The sequence below is a fragment of the Proteiniphilum sp. genome (assembly GCF_040307845.1).
In the GTDB taxonomy this organism is placed as follows: domain Bacteria; phylum Bacteroidota; class Bacteroidia; order Bacteroidales; family Dysgonomonadaceae; genus Proteiniphilum.
Genome location: NZ_JAWRIS010000059.1, coordinates 22,268 through 41,871, shown reverse-complemented (window position 1 = coordinate 41,871; position 19,604 = coordinate 22,268). Strand labels below are relative to the sequence as shown.

Sequence of the window (19,604 nt, the reverse complement as noted above, 5' to 3'; positions counted from 1 at the left end):
CCCAATCCCTCTGTCTCCCCGTCTCCCAATCTCCCACTCCCTCCGTCTCCAATAGTCCGGACCACAGTACGATATGACCATCAGACAAACCTTTATATCATTGAACGGATGATTGGCGACATAGTGATCGACACACCCCTTGTTTTGACAACGACAGAGTATATGGAATACAGCCTGAAACAGATGCAAACCCACCATTTCAGGGAACTTAACGCTTCAGCCGATAACAGTCTCCCCCCCCTCCGCCCCACTCCACTTTCACGTCGACGTGCCGGAAATAACCAAGGTGTCAACATTTTTGGTCCCGGTGGAATACGGCTTACTACCCAAGGCTCCATGGAGATATCGACCGGGATAAAAAGGGATGTCACCGACAATCCCACCCTGCCGCAAAGGGCACGGAAACGCAACCGGTTCGATTTCGACCAGCAGATCCAACTCAATATGAACGCGCAGGTAGGCGATAAAATCAATTTCGATATCAACTACGACAGCGACGCCACTTTCGATATGGATGCCCGGCAGATAAAACTGGCCTATCAAGGCGATGAAGATGAGATCATCCGTAATATCGAGGCAGGGAATGTGAGTATGACCACCACCAATTCACTTATCAACGGCGGGACGGCACTCTTCGGTATAAAAGCAGACCTGCAGTTCGGCAAACTGCAGGTCAATACCCTGTTCTCCCAGCAACAATCGGAAACGCAGACGGTGAACAGCCGCGGTGGAGTACAGACCACGCCGTTCGAGTTCAATGCAGATCAATATGACGGGAACAGGCACTTTTTCCTGGGATACTACTTCAGGGAATCATACGACCATGCCTTGAGCAAGTTACCTTATATACAATCACCGGTATCGATTACCCGGATGGAGGTATGGGTCACTAATAAGCAAGGTAACTATGACCAGGTAAGAAATCTGGTGGCATTTGCCGACCTGGGGGAATACAACACCATACACAACCCATTTTGGACACCGCAGGGAGGGGAAGAGTACCCGCATAACCGGGTCAACACCTTATACGATCAACTTGTCACCGCTTATGCCGGTGCAAGGGATATCACCACCACCGATAATGTTTTACCGGGCAACATACTCCGTGGCGTCGATTACGAGAAACTCGAAAATGCACGTCTTCTTAATCCGTCGGAATACACATTCCAGCCGCAGCTAGGGTATATATCGCTTCAAATGCCGTTGCAGGCGGACGAAGTACTGGCAGTCGCTTTTGAATACACCCGCAACGGAGAGGTGTACCAGGTGGGTGAATTTTCGAACGACGTGGGGGGCGGGGCGCTCTTCGTAAAATTGCTGAAACCGGTTTCACTTTCTCCCAGGGCATATACATGGGACTTAATGATGAAAAATATTTACTCGGTGGGCTACAGTGCTTATGATTTGCAGAAAGAACATTTTAAGTTACAGATTACCTATCAGAGCGATACCACCGGTGTCTATCTGAACTATCTCCCCAACAGCGGTATCGAGGAGAAATTGTTGTTACAGGTGATGAACCTCGACAGGCTCAATTCACGCAATGATCCCTACCCCGACGGTATCTTCGATTTTCTGGACGGTTATACCATTGATAGCCGGAACGGGCGCATTATCTTCCCGGTTACGGAGCCATTCGGTTCGCACCTGCGGGAGAAGATCGGTAACGATGTCATAGCAGACCGGTTTGTCTACCAGGAGTTATATGACTCCACACTCACCGCTGCACGGCAGGTGCCGGAAAAGAACAAGTTTCGTATGAGTGGAGAATACAGAGGTTCATCAGGGGCGGAGATCAACCTCAACGCGATGAATGTACCGCGGGGATCGGTACGGGTGACCGCCGGCGGCATTCCCCTCACCGAAGGAGTGGATTACACCGTGGATTACCTCTCCGGTATAGTACGTATCATGAACCGGTCAATCATCGATGCGGGCACACCGGTAAGTGTTACACTCGAAAACAGAATGGCATCACAGATGCAACGCAAAACACTGATGGGGGTGAACCTGCTTTACAACTTCTCCAAAAATTTCTCCGCCGGTGCCACGCTGATGCATTATTACGAGAAACCAGTCGTGATGAAGACCGCTTTCGGTGATGAGTCGGCAAAAAATACCCTGTGGGGATTCAACCTGGATTATAAAAAAGAATCTATCGCGCTGACCAACCTCCTCAACATGCTGCCGTTCGTGGAAGCAACCGTCCCCTCTCAACTCTCGACCAGGCTGGAATTCGCCCATCTGATCGCCGGACATTATAAGAACAAATACACGGGTGGTTATTCCTATCTCGACGATTTCGAGTCTTCCGCCTCGGGAATCGACCTGCGCAACCCGTACGGATGGACACTTGCCGCCACACCCTATAACAACACCTCTACCGGATTATTTCCCGAAGCAGCCCTCTCCAACAATGTCGAATATGGCAAAAACAGGGCACAACTGGCGTGGTTCTACATCGACGGCATGTTTACCTACCGGAACTCCGGACTTACCCCTGCCCATATCAGGAACGATGTGGATCAACTTTCTGACCACCGTGTAAGGGAGATCTACGAGCGGGAGATCTTCCCCGGCAGGGACGCTTATTTCGGACAACCTGCCACTATTCCGGTACTCAACCTCTCCTTCTATCCCAACGAACGGGGACCCTACAATTTAGACACTCATGTGGACAGCGAGGGCAGATTACTCAACCCGCAGGGTCGCTGGGGCGGCATTACCCGCCGGATGGATGTCCGGGATTTTGAAATGGCCAATATCGAATACATAGAATTCTGGCTGATGGATCCTTTTGTGAACGATACATTGGGGACTTCACGCGGGGGCGACCTATATTTCAACCTCGGGGAGGTATCGGAAGATGTGTTGAAAGACGGCAAGAAATTCTTTGAAAACGGATTACCCGTCGACGGGGACACCACAGCCATAGGTTACACAGTATGGGGAAAGTATCCCAAACGCCAGTCCACCGTCTATGCCTTTGATAATTCCGGAGGCGACCAGTCCCGCCGGTTACAGGATGTGGGACTGAACGGGTTGAGCAGCGAGGAAGAGAAATCATACCCCACTTATATTGATTATCTGGAAACGCTGCGTACCCACTTGTCGGCTGAAACCCTTTCACTGATGCAGGACGACACCCACTCACCGCTCAACGACCCGGCGGGTGACAACTTCCGCCATTACAGGGGAGCGGAGCAGGACAGGCAACAGTTGGGCATCCTTGAACGATATAAGTATTTCAACGGTACGGAAGGAAATTCACTCTCGCCGGAAGATGGCAATTCTTACTCCACCGCTTCACGTGCCACACCCGATATCGAAGACATCGACAATGACAACACCCTCAATGAGAATGAGTCTTATTATCAGTATAAAGTCTCTCTCCGTCCCGATGCAATGGAAGTGGGCAGTAATTTCATCGTGGATAAACGGGAAACAAGCGTACGGTTGCGGAACGGTAGGGACGGAAAAGTCACCTGGTACCAGTTCAAAATACCTATCCGGGAATATCAGGTAAAGACAGGCAATATCGAAGGGTTCAATAACATCCGTTTTATGCGTATGTTTCTTACCGGATTCGAAGAACCACAGTTCCTGCGTTTTGCCACATTGGACCTGAAACGTAGCGAATGGCGGAACTACCGGAACGACCTCGCCTCAGGGGGAGCAGTTACCGGATCGGGCAATATGGATATTTCCACGGTCAATATTGAGGAGAACGGCCGCCGCACACCGGTCAACTATATCCTTCCACCCGGCGTCACCCGCATACTCGATCCGGGGCAACCCCAACTACGACAGGAAAATGAACAGTCGCTCTCGTTGAAAGTAACCGATCTCGATCCGGACGACTGTCGCGCGGTCTATAAAAACAGCCTATACGACCTGCGCCGGTACAAACGCCTGCAGATGTTCGTCCATGCGGAACGGATACCCGAAGATCCGGGCACGTTGCAGGATGGTGATCTCTCTATTTTCCTGCGGTTAGGGTCAGACTACAGGAACAATTACTACGAATATGAGATTCCGCTGCGGCTCACCCCGGAGGGACAATACAGTTCCAACAACGTGGCGGATCAGGAGAAAGTATGGCCGGGCGAGAACATGTTCAACTTCCCGCTTTCACTGCTAACCGACCTGAAATTAGCCCGTAACGCTGACAAAGAGCATGATGACAATGTCTCCTTTTTTGTTCCTTATTCCCGTCCCGATCCGGAGAAGCCGGAAAACAGGATCACTATCACCGGCAATCCGTCACTGGCCGAAGTGAAAGTGGTGATGATCGGTATCAGGAACAACGCGGACAATCCCCGATCGGCAGAAATATGGGTGAATGAACTGCGAATGAGCGAATTCGACGAGAAAGGGGGTTGGGCGGCACAGGGAAACGTGCAACTGGCACTTTCCGATATAGGAACGGTCAGCTTCTCCGGCCGGAAAGAAACAGCCGGTTTCGGCGCGCTCAACCAAAGCCTGTTGGAACGGCGCGATGACGATTATACATCGGTACAATGGGCATTAAACATGGAGATAGGACGCTTCCTGCCTAAACAGGCCAAACTGTCGGTGCCCCTCTATTTCTCCTACTCGAACCAGCTTACAACTCCCCTATATGACCCATTCAACCAGGACATCCTGCTCTCGGAATCCCTTGAACATTCCACTACAGCTCTTCTGCACGACTCAATACGGCGGATCGCTACTACCGGAATAAAAGACATAAGCCTTAGCCTCACCAATGTGAAGATGGATATCAAAAGTAAACAACCGATGCCCTATGATCCGGCTAATTTCAGTTTCACCTATGCACGCAACGAAACCCAGCGCCGGAGCCCCGATACCGAATATGCGAATCAAAGAGATTTCAGGCTACAGGCTAATTATGATTACACACCCCAGACAAAGACATGGGAGCCGTTCAGAAACAGCAATGCGAATTCCGCCTGGACAAAACCGCTCCGGGCATTCAACTTCAACTACCTGCCCAACAATATCAGGCTCAGTTCCGATCTGGTACACCACTATGAAGAGGTGCAGCTACGCGACCTGAATGCGTATACTGAAGGGGGCTCACAAGCGGAACAGAAACAGTTGTCGTTCAGCAGCAATTTCTTCTGGAATCGTGATATCTCCATCACCTGGGATCTGACACGTAACCTGAAGACTGCTTTCCGATCGGGAACCATCGCCGAGATCGAGGAACCCTATCTGCAGGTAAACAAAGAGATCAACAGAAGCGATTATGCCATATGGAAAGATTCGGTAATGCAGAGTATCCGGGAATTGGGAAAGCCATTGAATTATTCACAGACGACAGATGTAACATATATCCTTCCATTCGCCCATATTCCGGGGCTCGACTGGATAGGTTCCAGTGCGGCATACCACTCCCGTTACCGTTGGGAACGGGGCGCCATGATAGAGGACGAGAGAATAGGCAATTTCTTGCAGAATAACCTTTCTTTCACACTCAACAACCGCTTCAACCTGGTATCCCTCTATAATAAAATCCCCTATCTCCGGGAGACGAACAGCCGCTTTGCCGGTGGAGGGCATACACGCCAGTCCGACAACTCATCCGGTATATGGAACAGCACCCGGCAGGATATTCCCCGGTATGCAGCGCAGGCACTGATGATGCTCCGGAGTATAAGCATCAATTGGGGATACAGGACACGTAGCGACATTCCCGGATTTGAAGGAATGATTGGCGACTTTTTCGGGCAACGTCAAACGCCAAATGGGCTGTTACCCGGCCTGGGATTTGCCTTTGGCTTTGAGGGCGGTGAACGGTTCGTGGAGAAATTAAAAAACGATAATCTTCTTGTCCTGAACGAAAACAATATCAACCCGGCCATCTACAACAAAACCCATAACCTGCGGCTCGACGCTTCCATAGAGCCGTTACCGGGATTAAAAATCGACCTGAACGCGTTATATGAAAAAAATCACCGGACAGAGATCCAATACATGTTCGACGATATGCCCAAAAAGAGAGGCGGCAGTTTTGCCATGACCGTGCAGACCCTCTCATCGGCATTTGAAACTTCTAACGCAAAAAACAATTACCACTCACGGACATTCGAGAAATTCCTCAGGAACCGGCACATCATCGCTGAACGCACAAGACAACAATATAGCGGAACAAACTATCCTGACGGGGGATTTTTTGCCGGAAGCGGATATGAAGGAAAACCGTTCGACAGTACTGTCGGCGATGTGGGCCTCAACTCGGCCGACGTGCTTATCCCCGCTTTCCTGGCAGCATATACAGGCAAAGACCCGGCATCGGTGAAACTCACACCTTTCCCGGATATCTCCGCACTCCTACCCAACTGGCTTATTTCCTATGACCTGATGAGACTCCTGCCTCAATTGAAAGAGCAGATGCAATCGCTCACCCTCACCCATCAGTATCTCTCACAGTACAGGGTTGGATCATTCGAGTCATTTATGAGCTGGGTACCTTTGGGCGATGGGAGTGATTTGGGATATATACGCGATGCGGTCTCAGGTTCACCTATCCCCTCCACTCCTTTCAATATATCTTCAGCAAACATCCAGGAGAGTTTTAATCCATTGATCGAAGCACGGGGAGTATGGGACAACAACCTGAGCCTCCATTTCAGGATTAACAAAAGCAGGGCACTCAACCTCAATATCGCTTCCGCCCAGATCGTGGAGACGAGCGACCGCGATTTTGTGACCGGCCTGGGATACCGTATACAGCACTTCAACCGCGTCATCGGCTTCGGATCCAATTCCATGCAAAGAGAACGCCGCCGCTCCTCTCCACAGGTATTGACCGGCGAACAGCCCCAAACAGAGAGGACCTCATCGTTCAACAACGATTTGAATATCCGCCTCGATATTTCCCGGAAAATCACTCATGCACTGATCAGGAGGATCGAAGAAGAATTTACACAAGCCACAAGCGGCATACGAACCACTACCATCAGCTTTTCTGCCGATTACGCCTTGAGCAGGTTGGTCACTCTGCGTGCATTCTTCGACAGGATGGTGCATAGGCCCCTCGTTTCATCAGGCTCCTATCCCACTTCGACTACCAGCGCGGGAATAAGCCTCCGGTTCAGTATGGACCAGTAATCTGGAAGTGACTGAGTGGTTAAGTGCTCAGGTGCCTGAGTGGTTAGGTGCCCAAGTGCCTGAGTGGTTAGGTGCTCAAGTGGGAAGGTAGGAAGGTGAAACTGTCCCAAATCCTGGCTCTTGGTTCCTGGTTCTATAAGTCTTGGTTCCTGGTTCTACAAGTCTTGGTTTCTGGTTCAGAAGCCAGTTAAACAAATCCTAAAAAGGGAACTCTATCCTCGATATTCTATTAATTTATGTTGTAAAAGGCAGTCTCTTACGATTTTTTTTAATTTTAAGGACAAATGTTAAACAAAAAAGAGGTTTATTTGTTAAATTAATGACGAAGAGAAACGATCTTTGAAATAAGATTATCACTAAAACGGAGGTAAGTAAAAGAAGTGTATGAAAAAATCAACTATCTGGTTGCTTGCTATTGTGATGTTCACGGCGTTCTTAATATTGCTGTTCCTGCAGGTAAGATATATGAAAACTACTCTGGATATCCGTACCCAGCAGTTTGATGAGCAGGTAAACAGAAGCCTGTATAATGTGATGAAAGAACTGGAAAAGGACCAGACCCGAAGATATCTGGAACAGGACATGATTGATTCAGAAAACAGGTATTCACAATACAACGGCCCGCAGATTTCACAAAGCATCACGAGTGAAAGTAGTAGGACTACCACAATTACCCATCCCGACGGAAGTGAAACAAGAATCGAACTGAGCAGCACTCAGCAGTCGTTACGTCCGCAACAACAGCGGGAGAGCGTGTTCTTGTCCCCCAACCGGGGCTCCAGTACCATCTCCAGAACGCAGTACGACATGCAGCAAGCATTGAACAAGCGTTATTTGCACGAACGTTCGTTGCTGGATGAAGTAATTCTGGACATAATGAGCCGTGCCAGCGACGAGCCGATTGAAAAAAGGGTAGATTTCGACAAAGTGGAACGAGACATCCGATACCAACTGGCATACAACGGGTTGAATGTACCGTTCAGTTTTCAGATTGTGGATTTCAATAATAAAGTGGTCTACTCCTCGCCCGGGTTTTCCACAAAACAGAAAGACGCGGTCTATCAGCAAATTCTGTTTCCAAACGACCCATCGGCAAAGTTAAACAGGATGAGGGTCTATTTCCCGACGAGAAGCAATTATGTGTATGGAGAACTCACTTTCTTTATCCCATCGCTTATATTTACGATTATCCTGTTGATAACGTTTATATTTACGGTGGCATCGCTTTTCAGGCAGAAGCGTTTGTCTGAAATGAAGAATGATTTTATAAACAATATGACGCATGAACTGAAAACACCTGTCTCTACCATCTCATTGGCAGCACAGATGCTTAAGGATGAATCGATACTGAAATCACCAGAAGTGTTCAAACATGTCACCGGGGTGATTCACGACGAGACCAAAAGGCTCAGTTTTCAGGTAGAAAAAGTACTGCAGATGTCACTTTTCGACAAGCAGAAAGCCACCCTGAAAATGAAGGAAATAGATGCAAATGACCTGGTGGTGAGTGTGGCCAATACTCATGTGTTGAAAGTGGAAAAACTGGAGGGGACTCTCGATATCGATCTTCAGGCAGAAGAATCTACTATCAAAGTGGATGAGATGCATTTCACCAATGTGATTTTCAATATTCTCGACAATGCGCTGAAATATAAGAAGAAGGATGTCCCGCCGGAATTAATGATCCGGACACGGAATGAAGGGAACAAAATCATTATCACCATCGAAGATAATGGAATCGGAATGAGAAAGGAGGACTCAAAAAAAGTATTCGACCGGTTTTACCGTGTGCCCACCGGCAACCGTCACGATGTGAAGGGATTCGGCCTGGGTCTGGCATACGTAAAAAAAATCGTGACTGACATGAACGGCACTATCCGTGCCGATAGTGAATTAGGAAAAGGAACGAAATTTATAATAAGTTTACCCGTAATAACACAAAAATGATATGGAAGAGAAGTTAAAAATTTTTTTATGCGAAGATGACGAAAATCTTGGCATGCTACTGAGAGAATACCTCCAGGCAAAAGGGTTTGACACCGATCTGTTTCCCGATGGGGAAGCCGGTTTTAAAGGATTTGTAAAGACAAAATATGATCTTTGCATTGTGGATGTAATGATGCCTAAAAAGGACGGTATCACGCTTGTAAAAGAAATAAGAACCATCAATACGGAAATACCCGTCATCTTTCTGACCGCAAAGAACATGAAGGAAGATGTGTTGGAAGGATTCAAAGCAGGCGCTGACGACTACATCACCAAGCCATTCAGTATGGAAGAGCTGGTACTTCGTATCGAAGCCATCATCCGTCGTGTGAAAGGCAAAAAGAGCAAAGAACAACAGATTTACAACTTTGGGACAATGTCTTTTGACACGCAAAAGCAAATTCTTACTATTGGTGACACGCAGACAAAACTGACCACCAAAGAGTCTGAGTTGCTTTCACTCCTCTGTGCACATGCCAATGATATCCTCGAGAGGAATCATGCCCTGAAACAAATCTGGGAAGAGGACACCTATTTTAATGCACGCAGTATGGATGTGTATATCACCAAGTTACGCAAGTTACTGAAACCCGAACCCAATATTGAAATCATCAATATCCACGGTAAAGGTTACAAGTTGATTGTACCCACTGACGAAAATGAAGGTGGAGAACAATAACAACGTGATTATCTGAATAAAAACGACCGCCCCAAAAGGAACGGTCGTTTTTTATTCAATAAAAATACCCTTCACAAATTCGTAACATTAAATTTATTAACTACATTTGCATGACGTACGGAAGAGATTAAAATAAAAGTCATGAAAGAAAATAAAAAAGAGATGGCGAAATCACTCCGGTTAATTGCTACCGGACGCCAGAGGACAAATATACTTCGTGAGGGAGAACAAAAAACTATTGCCTATTTGGTACAAAAAGTCCCTTCGTGGATATCTTCCGACGGACTCACCATTTTTGGATTTTTCGGTAACATAACTGTCGCTGCCAGTTTTGTATTGGCTGCCTTCGTGAATCGCTATTGGCTGCTGCTATGCCTCCTGGGATTTGTCATCAACTGGGTGGGAGATTCACTCGACGGTAGGTTGGCTTATTACCGGAATAAACCCCGCAAATGGTATGGTTTCTCTCTGGATATAACGGTAGACTGGATCGGTACCATCCTGATCGGATTCGGTTTTATGATGTATATAAACCTTGTGGATTATATCAACAGCGCATGGTTGTATGTAGGCTTCTTCTTCGTTGTAATGTACGGATGGGAGATGGTTACCGCCCAGTTACGCTATAAGATTGGCGGGCAATATTCCATTGACTCCGGTATTTTTGGCCCGACTGAAGTACGGTTGATATTGGCAACCATTATCACCATTGAAGCATTTGTTCCCGGTACCATACAATACCTCGCTACTATCGCCTGTGTGATATTGCTTGTCTCAAACCTGGTGGAAATGCGCAAGCTCCTACGGCTCGCCGATGAACAGGACAAAGCCGATCGGCGCTTGAAGGAAAAAGAGTACAAAAAAAAACACATTGAGAATGCATAACCGGTTTGTCGCAACTTTCTCCGTGCAAACAGGACAGAATATGCCGGAAATCCCTACCTTTGTGTAAAAAAGATGACACATTCAATGACGGGATACGGCAAAGCCGTGGCTGAACTCCCGAATAAAAAAATAACTATTGAGATAAAGTCTTTAAACAGCAAGCAATTTGATTTGTTTACACGTCTCCCTTCCGCTTACCGTGAAAGGGAGATTTCCTTGCGAAATTCACTATCCCGCCGGCTGATACGGGGAAAAGTGGATCTCTCCATGAATATAGAGGTGATTGCCAAAGATGTGACATCAAAGATCGATCACCACGTATTAAGCCAGTACCACCGTGAAATCACGGAATTGGCAGGTGAATTGAATATACCTCAACCCCAGGAATGGTTCCCGGTACTGCTACGGCTCCCGGATGTAATGAAACAGGAACAGGAAGAGTTAAGCGATGAGGAATGGGACATCATTGAACAGGCTGTCAACCGGGCAGTGGATGATGCCATCGCTTTCCGCCGGCAGGAAGGGGAAATGCTGGCACAGGTATTGACAACGAAGATCAGCAATATCCGTTCCCTGCTGGAAGCCGTGGAACCTTTTGAAGAAGAACGGATCGAAAAAGTCAAGGACCGTATCCGTGAGGGATTAAACAGCCTGGAAGGTATTGACTACGATAAAAATCGTTTTGAACAGGAGATGATTTACTACATTGAGAAATTGGATGTGAATGAAGAAAAAAACCGGCTGGCCCATCACCTCGATTATTTCATCGCCACACTGAAAGAGAAAGATCCCCAGGGGAAAAAACTCGGATTCATCGCACAGGAGATTGGCCGTGAGATCAATACCCTGGGGTCGAAATCCAATCAATCGGGTATGCAACGGATCGTGGTACAAATGAAAGATGAATTGGAACAAATTAAAGAACAAATTTTAAATGTACTATAACTACCGGTAAGGCTTTGAAGCCAATACCGAAAAACGGAACGACAATGGCCAAACTGATCATTTTCTCGGCTCCTTCGGGTGCCGGGAAATCAACATTAATAAGATTCTTGCTGGAACAGGGGCTGAATATCCGGTTTTCTATCTCTGCTACCAGTCGCAAACCACGTGGGGAAGAGAAAAACGGTGTTGAATATTATTTCCTCACACCGGAAGAATTCCGCAAACGCATTGCCAATAACGAATTCCTCGAATACGAAGAAGTATACGAAGATAAATTCTACGGCACACTGAAGAGCGAAGTAGACCGTATTCTTTCCGAGGGGATAAATGTTATTTTTGATGTGGATTGCATTGGCGGATTAAACATCAAAAAGATATATGGCGACCGGGCCTTGACTATTTTTGTCATGCCCCCATCGGTGGAGACACTACGTGAACGGCTTGAAAAACGGGGAACCGATACTCCTGCCGTCATCGAGCACCGACTGTCCAAAGCAGAATACGAGATGGGGTTTGCCTCTCAATTCGATGTCACTGTCCGTAATGAAGATTATGATCAGGCAAAAACGGAAGTACTGGAACTGGTTACAAATTTTATTCAATAGTTATTCGGCTTCGCCGTTATTCTATTCTATTGTTATTCGGCTTCGCCGTTATTCACTCGCTTCGCTCGTGTTATTCAATAGTTATTCATGCTTCGCATGCAATGCGACCGAATAACAACTGAATTACAACTGAATTACAATTGAATAACAACTGAATTACAATTGAATAACAACTGAATTACAATTGAATAACAATTGAATAACAACTGAATAACAACTGAATTACAATTGAATAACAGCTAAAGATGAAGAAATTACTACCGATAGTCCTGTGTTTCCTGACCGTGACCCTCTTCGGTCAAACGGTACGGGTAGAGACTCGCCTCTATGCCGAAAAGGAAGGGCAGGAACTGAAAATGGATATTTATACATGCGATTCGGCCACTGTGCAGCCACAACCCTGTCTGGTATTTGTCTTTGGTGGCGGGTTTAAAAATGGGACCCGGGATGCGGAATTCTATCATCCTTTTTTCAACTATTTTGTAGAGAGAGGATTCACCGTGGCCTCCATCGACTACCGCTTGGGGATGAAGGACCAAAAAGCACCGGGCATATTCAATAACAAGCCCATACGAAACGCTATCGCTATAGCGGTGGAAGATCTTTATTCGGCCACCAACTACCTGTTGGAGAATGCGGAAGAGCTGCATATCGATCCATCGCTTATTATTATCAGTGGATCAAGTGCAGGTGCCATCACCGTCCTGCAGGCCGATTATGAGAATAGGGATAACCATCCCTCTGCCAGTGTGCTGCCGGACGATTTCCGTTATGCGGGGGTGATCTCCTTTGCCGGCGCCATTTTCAGTACAGAAGGAACTCCGTCATATACACAACCACCGGCTCCCACCCTTTTCTTCCATGGCAGTGCTGATAAGCTGGTTCCTTATAACAAGACACGCTTCTTCAATATTGGGATGTTCGGCTCAAAACCATTGGCAAAAAAATTCAGGAGGGAACGGTATCCTTACTTGTTTTATAGTATGGAAGATATTGGACATGAGGTGTCGGAATATCCCATGCAGGAATTCCTACCGGAGATCGACCGCTTTATCTCCGATTGGGTGTTCGATAAGAAACAGTGGATGAAGGATATCCATTTCAAGGATCTGCTCCGAACGTCGGATACCTCCACCACACCGGGGAACTATTATGAATAATTACCAACTACTAATTAGTTAAAACGGTTGATTGTGTAAAGAGGAAAGGCTGAAATGATGTGGTGATGTAATGATATGTTCCAATATGCCAATATGAATAATTACCAATCAGTCTTGACTCTTGGTTCTGAAATTAAAAATATATGCGAAAATATATAGAAAAATACCTGCTCCCCATTGCAATGGTGGTGGGAATTACATTTCACATGCAATTGGCGGTACTTTCTCCTGCTATTCCCTACCTGCTTGCAATGATGCTCTTCATCACCTATTGCCGGGTGAGGATGAGCGACATCAGGCCTACAAAATTCCACTATATCCTTCTTTCCATTCAATATGTGGGGAGTGCACTTATCTACCTGGTACTTCGTCCGTTCAATGAAATCCTGGCACAGGCAGCCATGATTTGCATGCTGACGGCTACGGCTACCTCAGCACCCGTCGTGACCGGAATATTGGGTGGAAACATCGCTGTGACCGCGGCCTACGCTCTTATCAGCAACCTGTCCTTAGCCTTTATCGCACCGATTTACCTGTCCCTTGTGGGTAAGGGGGGAGACACCATCTCTATGTCCGCCTCTTTCTGGTATATCTTCCGCAGTGTTATTCCCATCCTGGTTCTGCCATTCCTACTGGCATTGCTACTAAAAAAAATGGTACCACGGGCACATAAAAGGGTCCAATCGGCGCAGATAGTTTCCTTCTATCTATGGGCGGTAGCACTCACCATCGTGATCGGCAATATTACTTACTATGTACGGATGCAAGGCTCCGACCACTATCTGCTGGAGATAATTATCGGCGTTGTTTCACTGGTGATTTGTTTGCTACAATTCTATTTTGGCAGAAAAATCGGTCGCCGCTTCGGACAAACCGTAGCCGGAGGACAGGGCCTGGGACAGAAAAATACCGTACTCGCCATCTGGCTTACGCAAACCTATCTGAATCCGCTCGCTACACTCGGCCCCGGCATGTATGTGATCTGGCAAAACCTGGTCAATTCATGGCAGATATGGAAGGAGAAACGTAAAAATTGATGTGATGATTTACTGACCTGATGATTGAAGATACAACACTTCTCAACTTCTTCACTTCTTCACTTCTTCACTTCTTTAATTTTTCACTTTCCATTTTTAATTTTTAATTTTTCACTTTTAATTCACTATCTTTACCGCCAACAATAAAATCGATAAAAACAAACTCTCAACTCAAATTATCATGCAAAAAATCATCACTCTTGCACTTTTGCTAACTTTAGTCTTTCCTCTTCAAATGAATGCACAAGAGGAAGAAAAAGGAGGTGATTTCTCCATCGATATCAATCTCCGCCCCCGGTTTGAATACCGTAACGGATATGCGTATCCCCGTTTAGAAACCAACGAGCCATCAGCATTTATCTCCAATCGCGCACGCATCGGTCTTAACTTCGACAATGGATTCCTTTCGGCACGGGTAGCCGCGCAGGATATCTCTATCTGGGGACAGAAGCGGCAAAACGATAACGACGGTGCACGCACTACCATGCATGAAGCTTGGGCACAAATGCGGCATAACGGCTTCTTTGCCAAAATAGGGCGCCAGTCGCTCAGCTATGACGACGGACGCATCCTCTCTGAATCGAGCTGGACACCTACCAGTATCTGGCACGACGCGGTGAAACTGGGTTATGAGAACCCGATGAACACGCTGCATCTGGCATTCGCCTACAACCAGTCCCGTGAGCAAACCAACGAAGGTACTTTCTATGAACCGGTAGGACAACCCTATCAAAACATGCAAATGGCATGGTACCAACATCGCACACCTGCAGGATTCACAGCATCGGTGCTTTTTATCAATCTTGGCTTTGAAACCGGCGATCCGGCTACAACGGACACACCGGCAAACAGCGAGAAGGTCTATATGCAAACCATGGGAACCAATATCGGTTATAAAACCAAAATATGGAACGTCATGGGAACGTTCTATTACCAGACAGGGACCAACAGCAATGACGAAAAAGTAAGCGCCTACATGCTGGCTCTGAGAGGCCGTTACGCACTCCAGCCACGACTTGCCCTCTACGGTGGCACGGAATTCCACCCCGGTCAGGATCCCGACTCGAAAAAAATAACCCGCATGGACTTGTTATACCGTTCCAACCACGGCTTTATGGGTTCCATGGATTATTTCAAGGGCTATGACTACTACGGCGTATGGGATAAATATATTGGTGTGAACTGGAATGCCTGGAAGAAACTCGGTTTAGATCTAAGGTATCATCACTTCTCTTCAGAACGCTCCATCGATGTGAACGGAAAGGACAGGAAAGCGTTAGGCTCTGAAATAGATTTCACCTTCACCTACCCCATCCGCAAGTACATCATGCTGGAAGGAGGATATTCTTTCATGCTCGCCACCGATGCGATGCCCATCGCCAAAGACCGTTCCGGCACTCCCGACTCATGGCAGGACTGGGCCTATGTGAGCCTCACTATCAATCCCACCATTTTTAAAGGCAGGTTTTAAGAAGTAAATTTAAAGATCCATTATCATTCGAAATAAAAACTCCCGCTGGCGGATCGCTATTTGAGAGGAATAACTATTCAAGTTATATAAAATGAAAATGAAAATAGTGATCTCTAATAAGATTAAGTATAACCCGTTGGCGGAATTAAATTAGTGTATATTTAACTTCTTAATTCCGCCAACGGGTTACATTGGTAAATTTGTAGAAGATTATTTACTTGGGTAATAAATACGAAGTAAATTTTATTTGTTAAATACTAATTTTGGAGCAACGTTTTCTCACAATACCCATCTTACTTATATGCGCAAGAGTAAACAGTAATAAAAACAATAAATAATCATTATGAAAAAACCATCTTACATCCTACTATCGGTGCTGATGCTCATCGTGGTGGCATGCGACAGTGAGGACGCATTTACCCCCACCCCAATTGATCAGGGCAATTTGCCAAAGAAGGTACAGGAATTTCTGGGCAAACATTTTAATGGTAGTGAATTTATGTCGGCACAATTTCAAACGGCTTATGGTGTCAGCTATTATGATGTGAAACTAAAGACAACGCAAATTGGTTTTGACGTGGATGGGGAGTGGATGTGGATGATAACGCCCCTGGGGTTGCCGGAATCGGCACAGGGCATACTCGACAGCGATGTATTGAAGGAACTGAATCAGAAGGCGCCCAATTCGAATATTGTGCGATTGGATAATCGCTACAATAGGGAAATAGATCTTGTGATGGATGATGGCAAGTATTATATAGAGATGGAAGGAGATGAAGGAAAAGTATTGGCAGAATTGGCAAAAGATGACGAGCTACCAAAGGCAATGAGCGAGTATATTGAGCAGTACGCTTATGGTATCACACGCGGAGTTTATGTAGATGTTATGCCTGAATACACATACCCCAAAAAACTGAAGTTTACGATGCTTAAAGGGGATATTTACAGATATAAGTTTGGTTTAGACACTTTTGTGGATTTTGACAAAGATGGTAACTGGTTTTATTTGCAGGAAGAAGAAACAGCTGCGCAGCAAATAATTGCCGACCGATTGATTATGGCAGTGCCTGAGAGTGTATTAAACAAATTGAAGACAGTGGATCAGTGGATTGTTCCGCGAATCAGGAAAATCAATCTGTTTAATGACAATAAGGATTATGGCTTTAACAAGATATATGGCTTCACGCTCGATGATGGAAGATTTGTGGCGATCAACTCTGAAAATGAGGTGCTGGAGATTCCATATAATACCGTAAGAGACTATATCGACAAAGGATTTAATCCCGGAAGGGAATACAAAGTTTACGCACATGTTAATACCGGTGGTGCTTTCTTATTCAGATATTCTTTTGTGATTACGGGATGGAGCAGCGACCCCTATCTCGCCATCAATCTTACCACCAATGCACAGGGCGAGATGCGAAGAATCAGTTCAGGCGTTGTGTCTACCGATCATACCCGTGTGACGCCGCTGCCCCGTGCCGTAGTTGAGATGTTGTCCCATCCAATTGCCGATTATCTGGATGAGCATTATCCTGATTGGAAAGCTGTGTCGATTGATTGTGCATATTCAGAAGGATATGGTCCCGAAATTCCTCAGCAGACAATCAACGTGATGATGTCTGTGCCCAATAATCTCAAAACTGCGGTGTTTGATTATGCTACGGGTGAGTTTATTGAGGAGTATCTGGCGATTCAGAGATAGGGCTGAATAAGGTTGAGCAATTATATAGAAGACCATTACATATTTACGATGATAAATATAACCCTTCTGTATATTCGATTAAAAATGAATGTTATGAAAGTTAATTTTTACGTTTTAAGTGTTTTTGCGATTATTTTCATGTTTGCCTCATGTGGAAAAGATGACGCAGAGAAAACACCCTATGATTTGTCATTCGCCAGAACAAAATATGATATGACAACACGCGGGAACTCGGTTCCAATTATGTCTGGCAACGGAGATTATGAAATTATTTCATCCGATGAAAATACGATAACTGTAACATATGATCCATTTGGCGGTAGTGATTTTGGCAGCATATACGTTAAACCCCAAAAAACCGGAAAGGCTGACATAACAGTAACTGATAAATTGACCGGACAATCAGAAAAATTGAACATAACGATACATAATGCCTACTTGTCTCTTTCTGTATTAGGTATGGAAGCGAAGGCAATTATCAGTGATGTTGAACATAAAACGGCTATTGAGAATGATTTAAAGAACAAATTTTCTTTCTCTGACAACGAAATATACATTTTAGTTGACAATAGTTCTTCTACTTTATATAAATTCTCATCCTCTGAAAAAGCAAAAACTGGGGAGTATATTAATATGGGTAATTATTCATTAGAAGAAGAATCCGGCCAGTATTTTCTGTCCTTTGAATTTATGGATCATGTAAACAAATATATAGTGGACAGTAGGGCCTTTACGCCTCTTTTTCCTTTCTTTGATTTTAAGGTGGATAATGGAACTCGGTTGTTAAATTCACTCCCAATGGATAAAGAATATCCCTTATTTGAATACTTTACAGATGAATACAAAACTGAATATCCTGATTTGGTTTCTGCGAGAATAGCGTATATCTTTTTGATTGATTATCCGTGGGAAGTCGACGTACCGGTAAAACTACTATTGGAGGAACAATAGAAAACCCTATCTGCTTTTGAATATCAAATGTTTAATTTTTAATTCCGCCAACGTATTATGAATAAACTTATCATTCCATTTATTTTAATCGTCTCCCTCCTTGTCCCGGGTTGTAGCGATGATGAGACAAAAGACGTTGTCAAGGAAATCAACATGTCAATTTCTTCTGAAACAGGCGTAATGTATGATTTGTTCGATGAAAACAAAACATATCCCATGGAGTGTATGCTTGTTATGTCGGAAGACAATCCCGGAGTATGGGAAACTCTTGGTTTTAACACCATTGAAGGCTTCACATACGAAAAAAGCCACGAATATGAGCTGCGCATAAAGAGAACCATACTTGCCAATCCTCCTATGGACGGCTCCAGTCACAGATATTCACTTGTCCGCATTCTTCAGGATAAGCTTGTTGTAGAACCGGAAATTCCTGTTGACAAAGAAATCAAATCCGAGAAAGACATAGCGTATCATGACTTGTGTCCCATTGATAAATATGAGATAAACCAGGAATTTATTGTGGATGGGAATGGTCAAATATTCTATGCCGGCGGCTCACCTTTACCGTCTTACAATATGGCTCAAATTTATTTGGAAAATATTTTGGATAGGGCAAGTCCAGATTGGGTGAAATTCCAAAGTGTACCCTACATGGCAGTCTATTCTTTTGTTTTGTCGCCTTTGAGCGGTGAAATCCGATTAGTCCGCAATGAATCATCCAGTTTAATGTTTAAGAATGTCATTCCTGAAAGTGAGTTTACTCATATCACTCAATCCATAATGTCAGGCCAGGAACTTCAGTATGTGTTAGTACTCTCTAACGTCTATAAAAAGGGTCTTCAAAAATTAGAATTTACTATAAAAAAACAATAACATGCCATACATTGCTAATAGATATGAGAATTAAAAATCGACCAGTACGGATGGGAATGGATACTGCCGAAGAAGTAACGGCAGCCACCGTCAAGAAAGCGGGTGTCATCTTCACGCCCGGCAAGAAACTGCGTGAAATGCTCGATATGGCGAAATTTACAAAAGTACAGTAAACAATCTGAAAGGAGTAG

Annotated in this window: 13 protein-coding genes; all 13 read left to right on the top strand. The window is 45.3% G+C overall.

Annotated elements, in window-relative coordinates; translation table 11 throughout:
- The first annotated feature begins 51 nt into the window (after window positions 1-51).
- The 13 genes from sov (at window position 52) to ABV001_RS14280 (ending at window position 19,586) form a co-directional block, all read left to right on the top strand.
- The gene (gene sov / locus ABV001_RS14340) at window positions 52-7,116 is read left to right on the top strand and encodes a T9SS outer membrane translocon Sov/SprA (RefSeq protein WP_502929899.1); all 7,065 of its coding nucleotides are present in this window, start codon (window positions 52-54) and stop codon (window positions 7,114-7,116) included.
- 384 nt (window positions 7,117-7,500) lie between these two features.
- Window positions 7,501-9,063 (top strand): sensor histidine kinase, encoded by a 1,563-nt coding sequence (locus ABV001_RS14335; protein ID WP_352423448.1) that lies wholly within the window; start codon window positions 7,501-7,503, stop codon window positions 9,061-9,063.
- A 1-nt stretch (window position 9,064) separates the two neighbouring features.
- Window positions 9,065-9,781 (top strand): response regulator transcription factor RprY, encoded by a 717-nt coding sequence (rprY, locus tag ABV001_RS14330; RefSeq protein WP_323423503.1) that lies wholly within the window; start codon window positions 9,065-9,067, stop codon window positions 9,779-9,781.
- A 141-nt stretch (window positions 9,782-9,922) separates the two neighbouring features.
- Window positions 9,923-10,666 carry a CDP-alcohol phosphatidyltransferase family protein gene (locus ABV001_RS14325; protein WP_352423447.1) on the top strand — a complete coding sequence of 248 codons (744 nt, stop codon included), beginning with the start codon at window positions 9,923-9,925 and terminating at the stop codon, window positions 10,664-10,666.
- Window positions 10,667-10,738: 72 nt separating this feature from the next.
- Complete coding sequence (locus ABV001_RS14320; RefSeq protein ID WP_352423446.1) at window positions 10,739-11,611, top strand: YicC/YloC family endoribonuclease; 873 nt, start codon at window positions 10,739-10,741, stop codon at window positions 11,609-11,611.
- A 44-nt stretch (window positions 11,612-11,655) separates the two neighbouring features.
- On the top strand, window positions 11,656-12,216 hold the full coding sequence (gene gmk, locus ABV001_RS14315; RefSeq protein WP_352423445.1) for a guanylate kinase: 561 nt from the start codon (window positions 11,656-11,658) through the stop codon (window positions 12,214-12,216).
- A 245-nt stretch (window positions 12,217-12,461) separates the two neighbouring features.
- Window positions 12,462-13,376, top strand: coding sequence for an alpha/beta hydrolase (locus ABV001_RS14310; protein ID WP_352423444.1), 915 nt, complete (start codon window positions 12,462-12,464; stop codon window positions 13,374-13,376).
- A gap of 143 nt (window positions 13,377-13,519) precedes the next feature.
- Entirely contained in the window at window positions 13,520-14,413 is an 894-nt protein-coding gene (locus ABV001_RS14305; RefSeq protein WP_352423443.1) for a transporter, read from the top strand.
- Window positions 14,414-14,648: 235 nt separating this feature from the next.
- Window positions 14,649-15,884 (top strand): alginate export family protein, encoded by a 1,236-nt coding sequence (locus ABV001_RS14300; protein WP_352423442.1) that lies wholly within the window; start codon window positions 14,649-14,651, stop codon window positions 15,882-15,884.
- A gap of 343 nt (window positions 15,885-16,227) precedes the next feature.
- Entirely contained in the window at window positions 16,228-17,589 is a 1,362-nt protein-coding gene (locus ABV001_RS14295) for a PepSY-like domain-containing protein (RefSeq protein WP_352423441.1), read from the top strand.
- Between the two features lie 93 nt (window positions 17,590-17,682).
- A complete protein-coding gene (locus ABV001_RS14290) occupies window positions 17,683-18,540 on the top strand; it encodes a hypothetical protein (RefSeq protein ID WP_352423440.1) in 858 nt (285 codons plus the stop codon).
- 57 nt (window positions 18,541-18,597) lie between these two features.
- Window positions 18,598-19,413 carry a DUF4377 domain-containing protein gene (locus tag ABV001_RS14285; RefSeq protein WP_352423439.1) on the top strand — a complete coding sequence of 272 codons (816 nt, stop codon included), beginning with the start codon at window positions 18,598-18,600 and terminating at the stop codon, window positions 19,411-19,413.
- 23 nt (window positions 19,414-19,436) lie between these two features.
- A complete protein-coding gene (locus tag ABV001_RS14280) occupies window positions 19,437-19,586 on the top strand; it encodes an HU family DNA-binding protein (protein ID WP_352423438.1) in 150 nt (49 codons plus the stop codon).
- Window positions 19,587-19,604: the final 18 nt, after the last annotated feature.

Excerpts from the sequence above, each read along its gene's own strand:
- ABV001_RS14335 (WP_352423448.1), top strand. The coding sequence starts at position 7,501 with ATGAAAAAATCAACTATCTGGTTGCTTGCTATTGTGATGTTCACGGCG.
- rprY (WP_323423503.1), top strand. The coding sequence starts at position 9,065 with ATGGAAGAGAAGTTAAAAATTTTTTTATGCGAAGATGACGAAAATCTT.
- ABV001_RS14325 (WP_352423447.1), top strand. The coding sequence starts at position 9,923 with ATGAAAGAAAATAAAAAAGAGATGGCGAAATCACTCCGGTTAATTGCT.
- ABV001_RS14320 (WP_352423446.1), top strand. The coding sequence starts at position 10,739 with ATGACACATTCAATGACGGGATACGGCAAAGCCGTGGCTGAACTCCCG.
- gmk (WP_352423445.1), top strand. The coding sequence starts at position 11,656 with ATGGCCAAACTGATCATTTTCTCGGCTCCTTCGGGTGCCGGGAAATCA.
- ABV001_RS14310 (WP_352423444.1), top strand. The coding sequence starts at position 12,462 with ATGAAGAAATTACTACCGATAGTCCTGTGTTTCCTGACCGTGACCCTC.
- ABV001_RS14305 (WP_352423443.1), top strand. The coding sequence starts at position 13,520 with ATGCGAAAATATATAGAAAAATACCTGCTCCCCATTGCAATGGTGGTG.
- ABV001_RS14300 (WP_352423442.1), top strand. The coding sequence starts at position 14,649 with ATGAATGCACAAGAGGAAGAAAAAGGAGGTGATTTCTCCATCGATATC.
- ABV001_RS14295 (WP_352423441.1), top strand. The coding sequence starts at position 16,228 with ATGAAAAAACCATCTTACATCCTACTATCGGTGCTGATGCTCATCGTG.
- ABV001_RS14290 (WP_352423440.1), top strand. The coding sequence starts at position 17,683 with ATGAAAGTTAATTTTTACGTTTTAAGTGTTTTTGCGATTATTTTCATG.
- ABV001_RS14285 (WP_352423439.1), top strand. The coding sequence starts at position 18,598 with ATGAATAAACTTATCATTCCATTTATTTTAATCGTCTCCCTCCTTGTC.
- ABV001_RS14280 (WP_352423438.1), top strand. The coding sequence starts at position 19,437 with ATGAGAATTAAAAATCGACCAGTACGGATGGGAATGGATACTGCCGAA.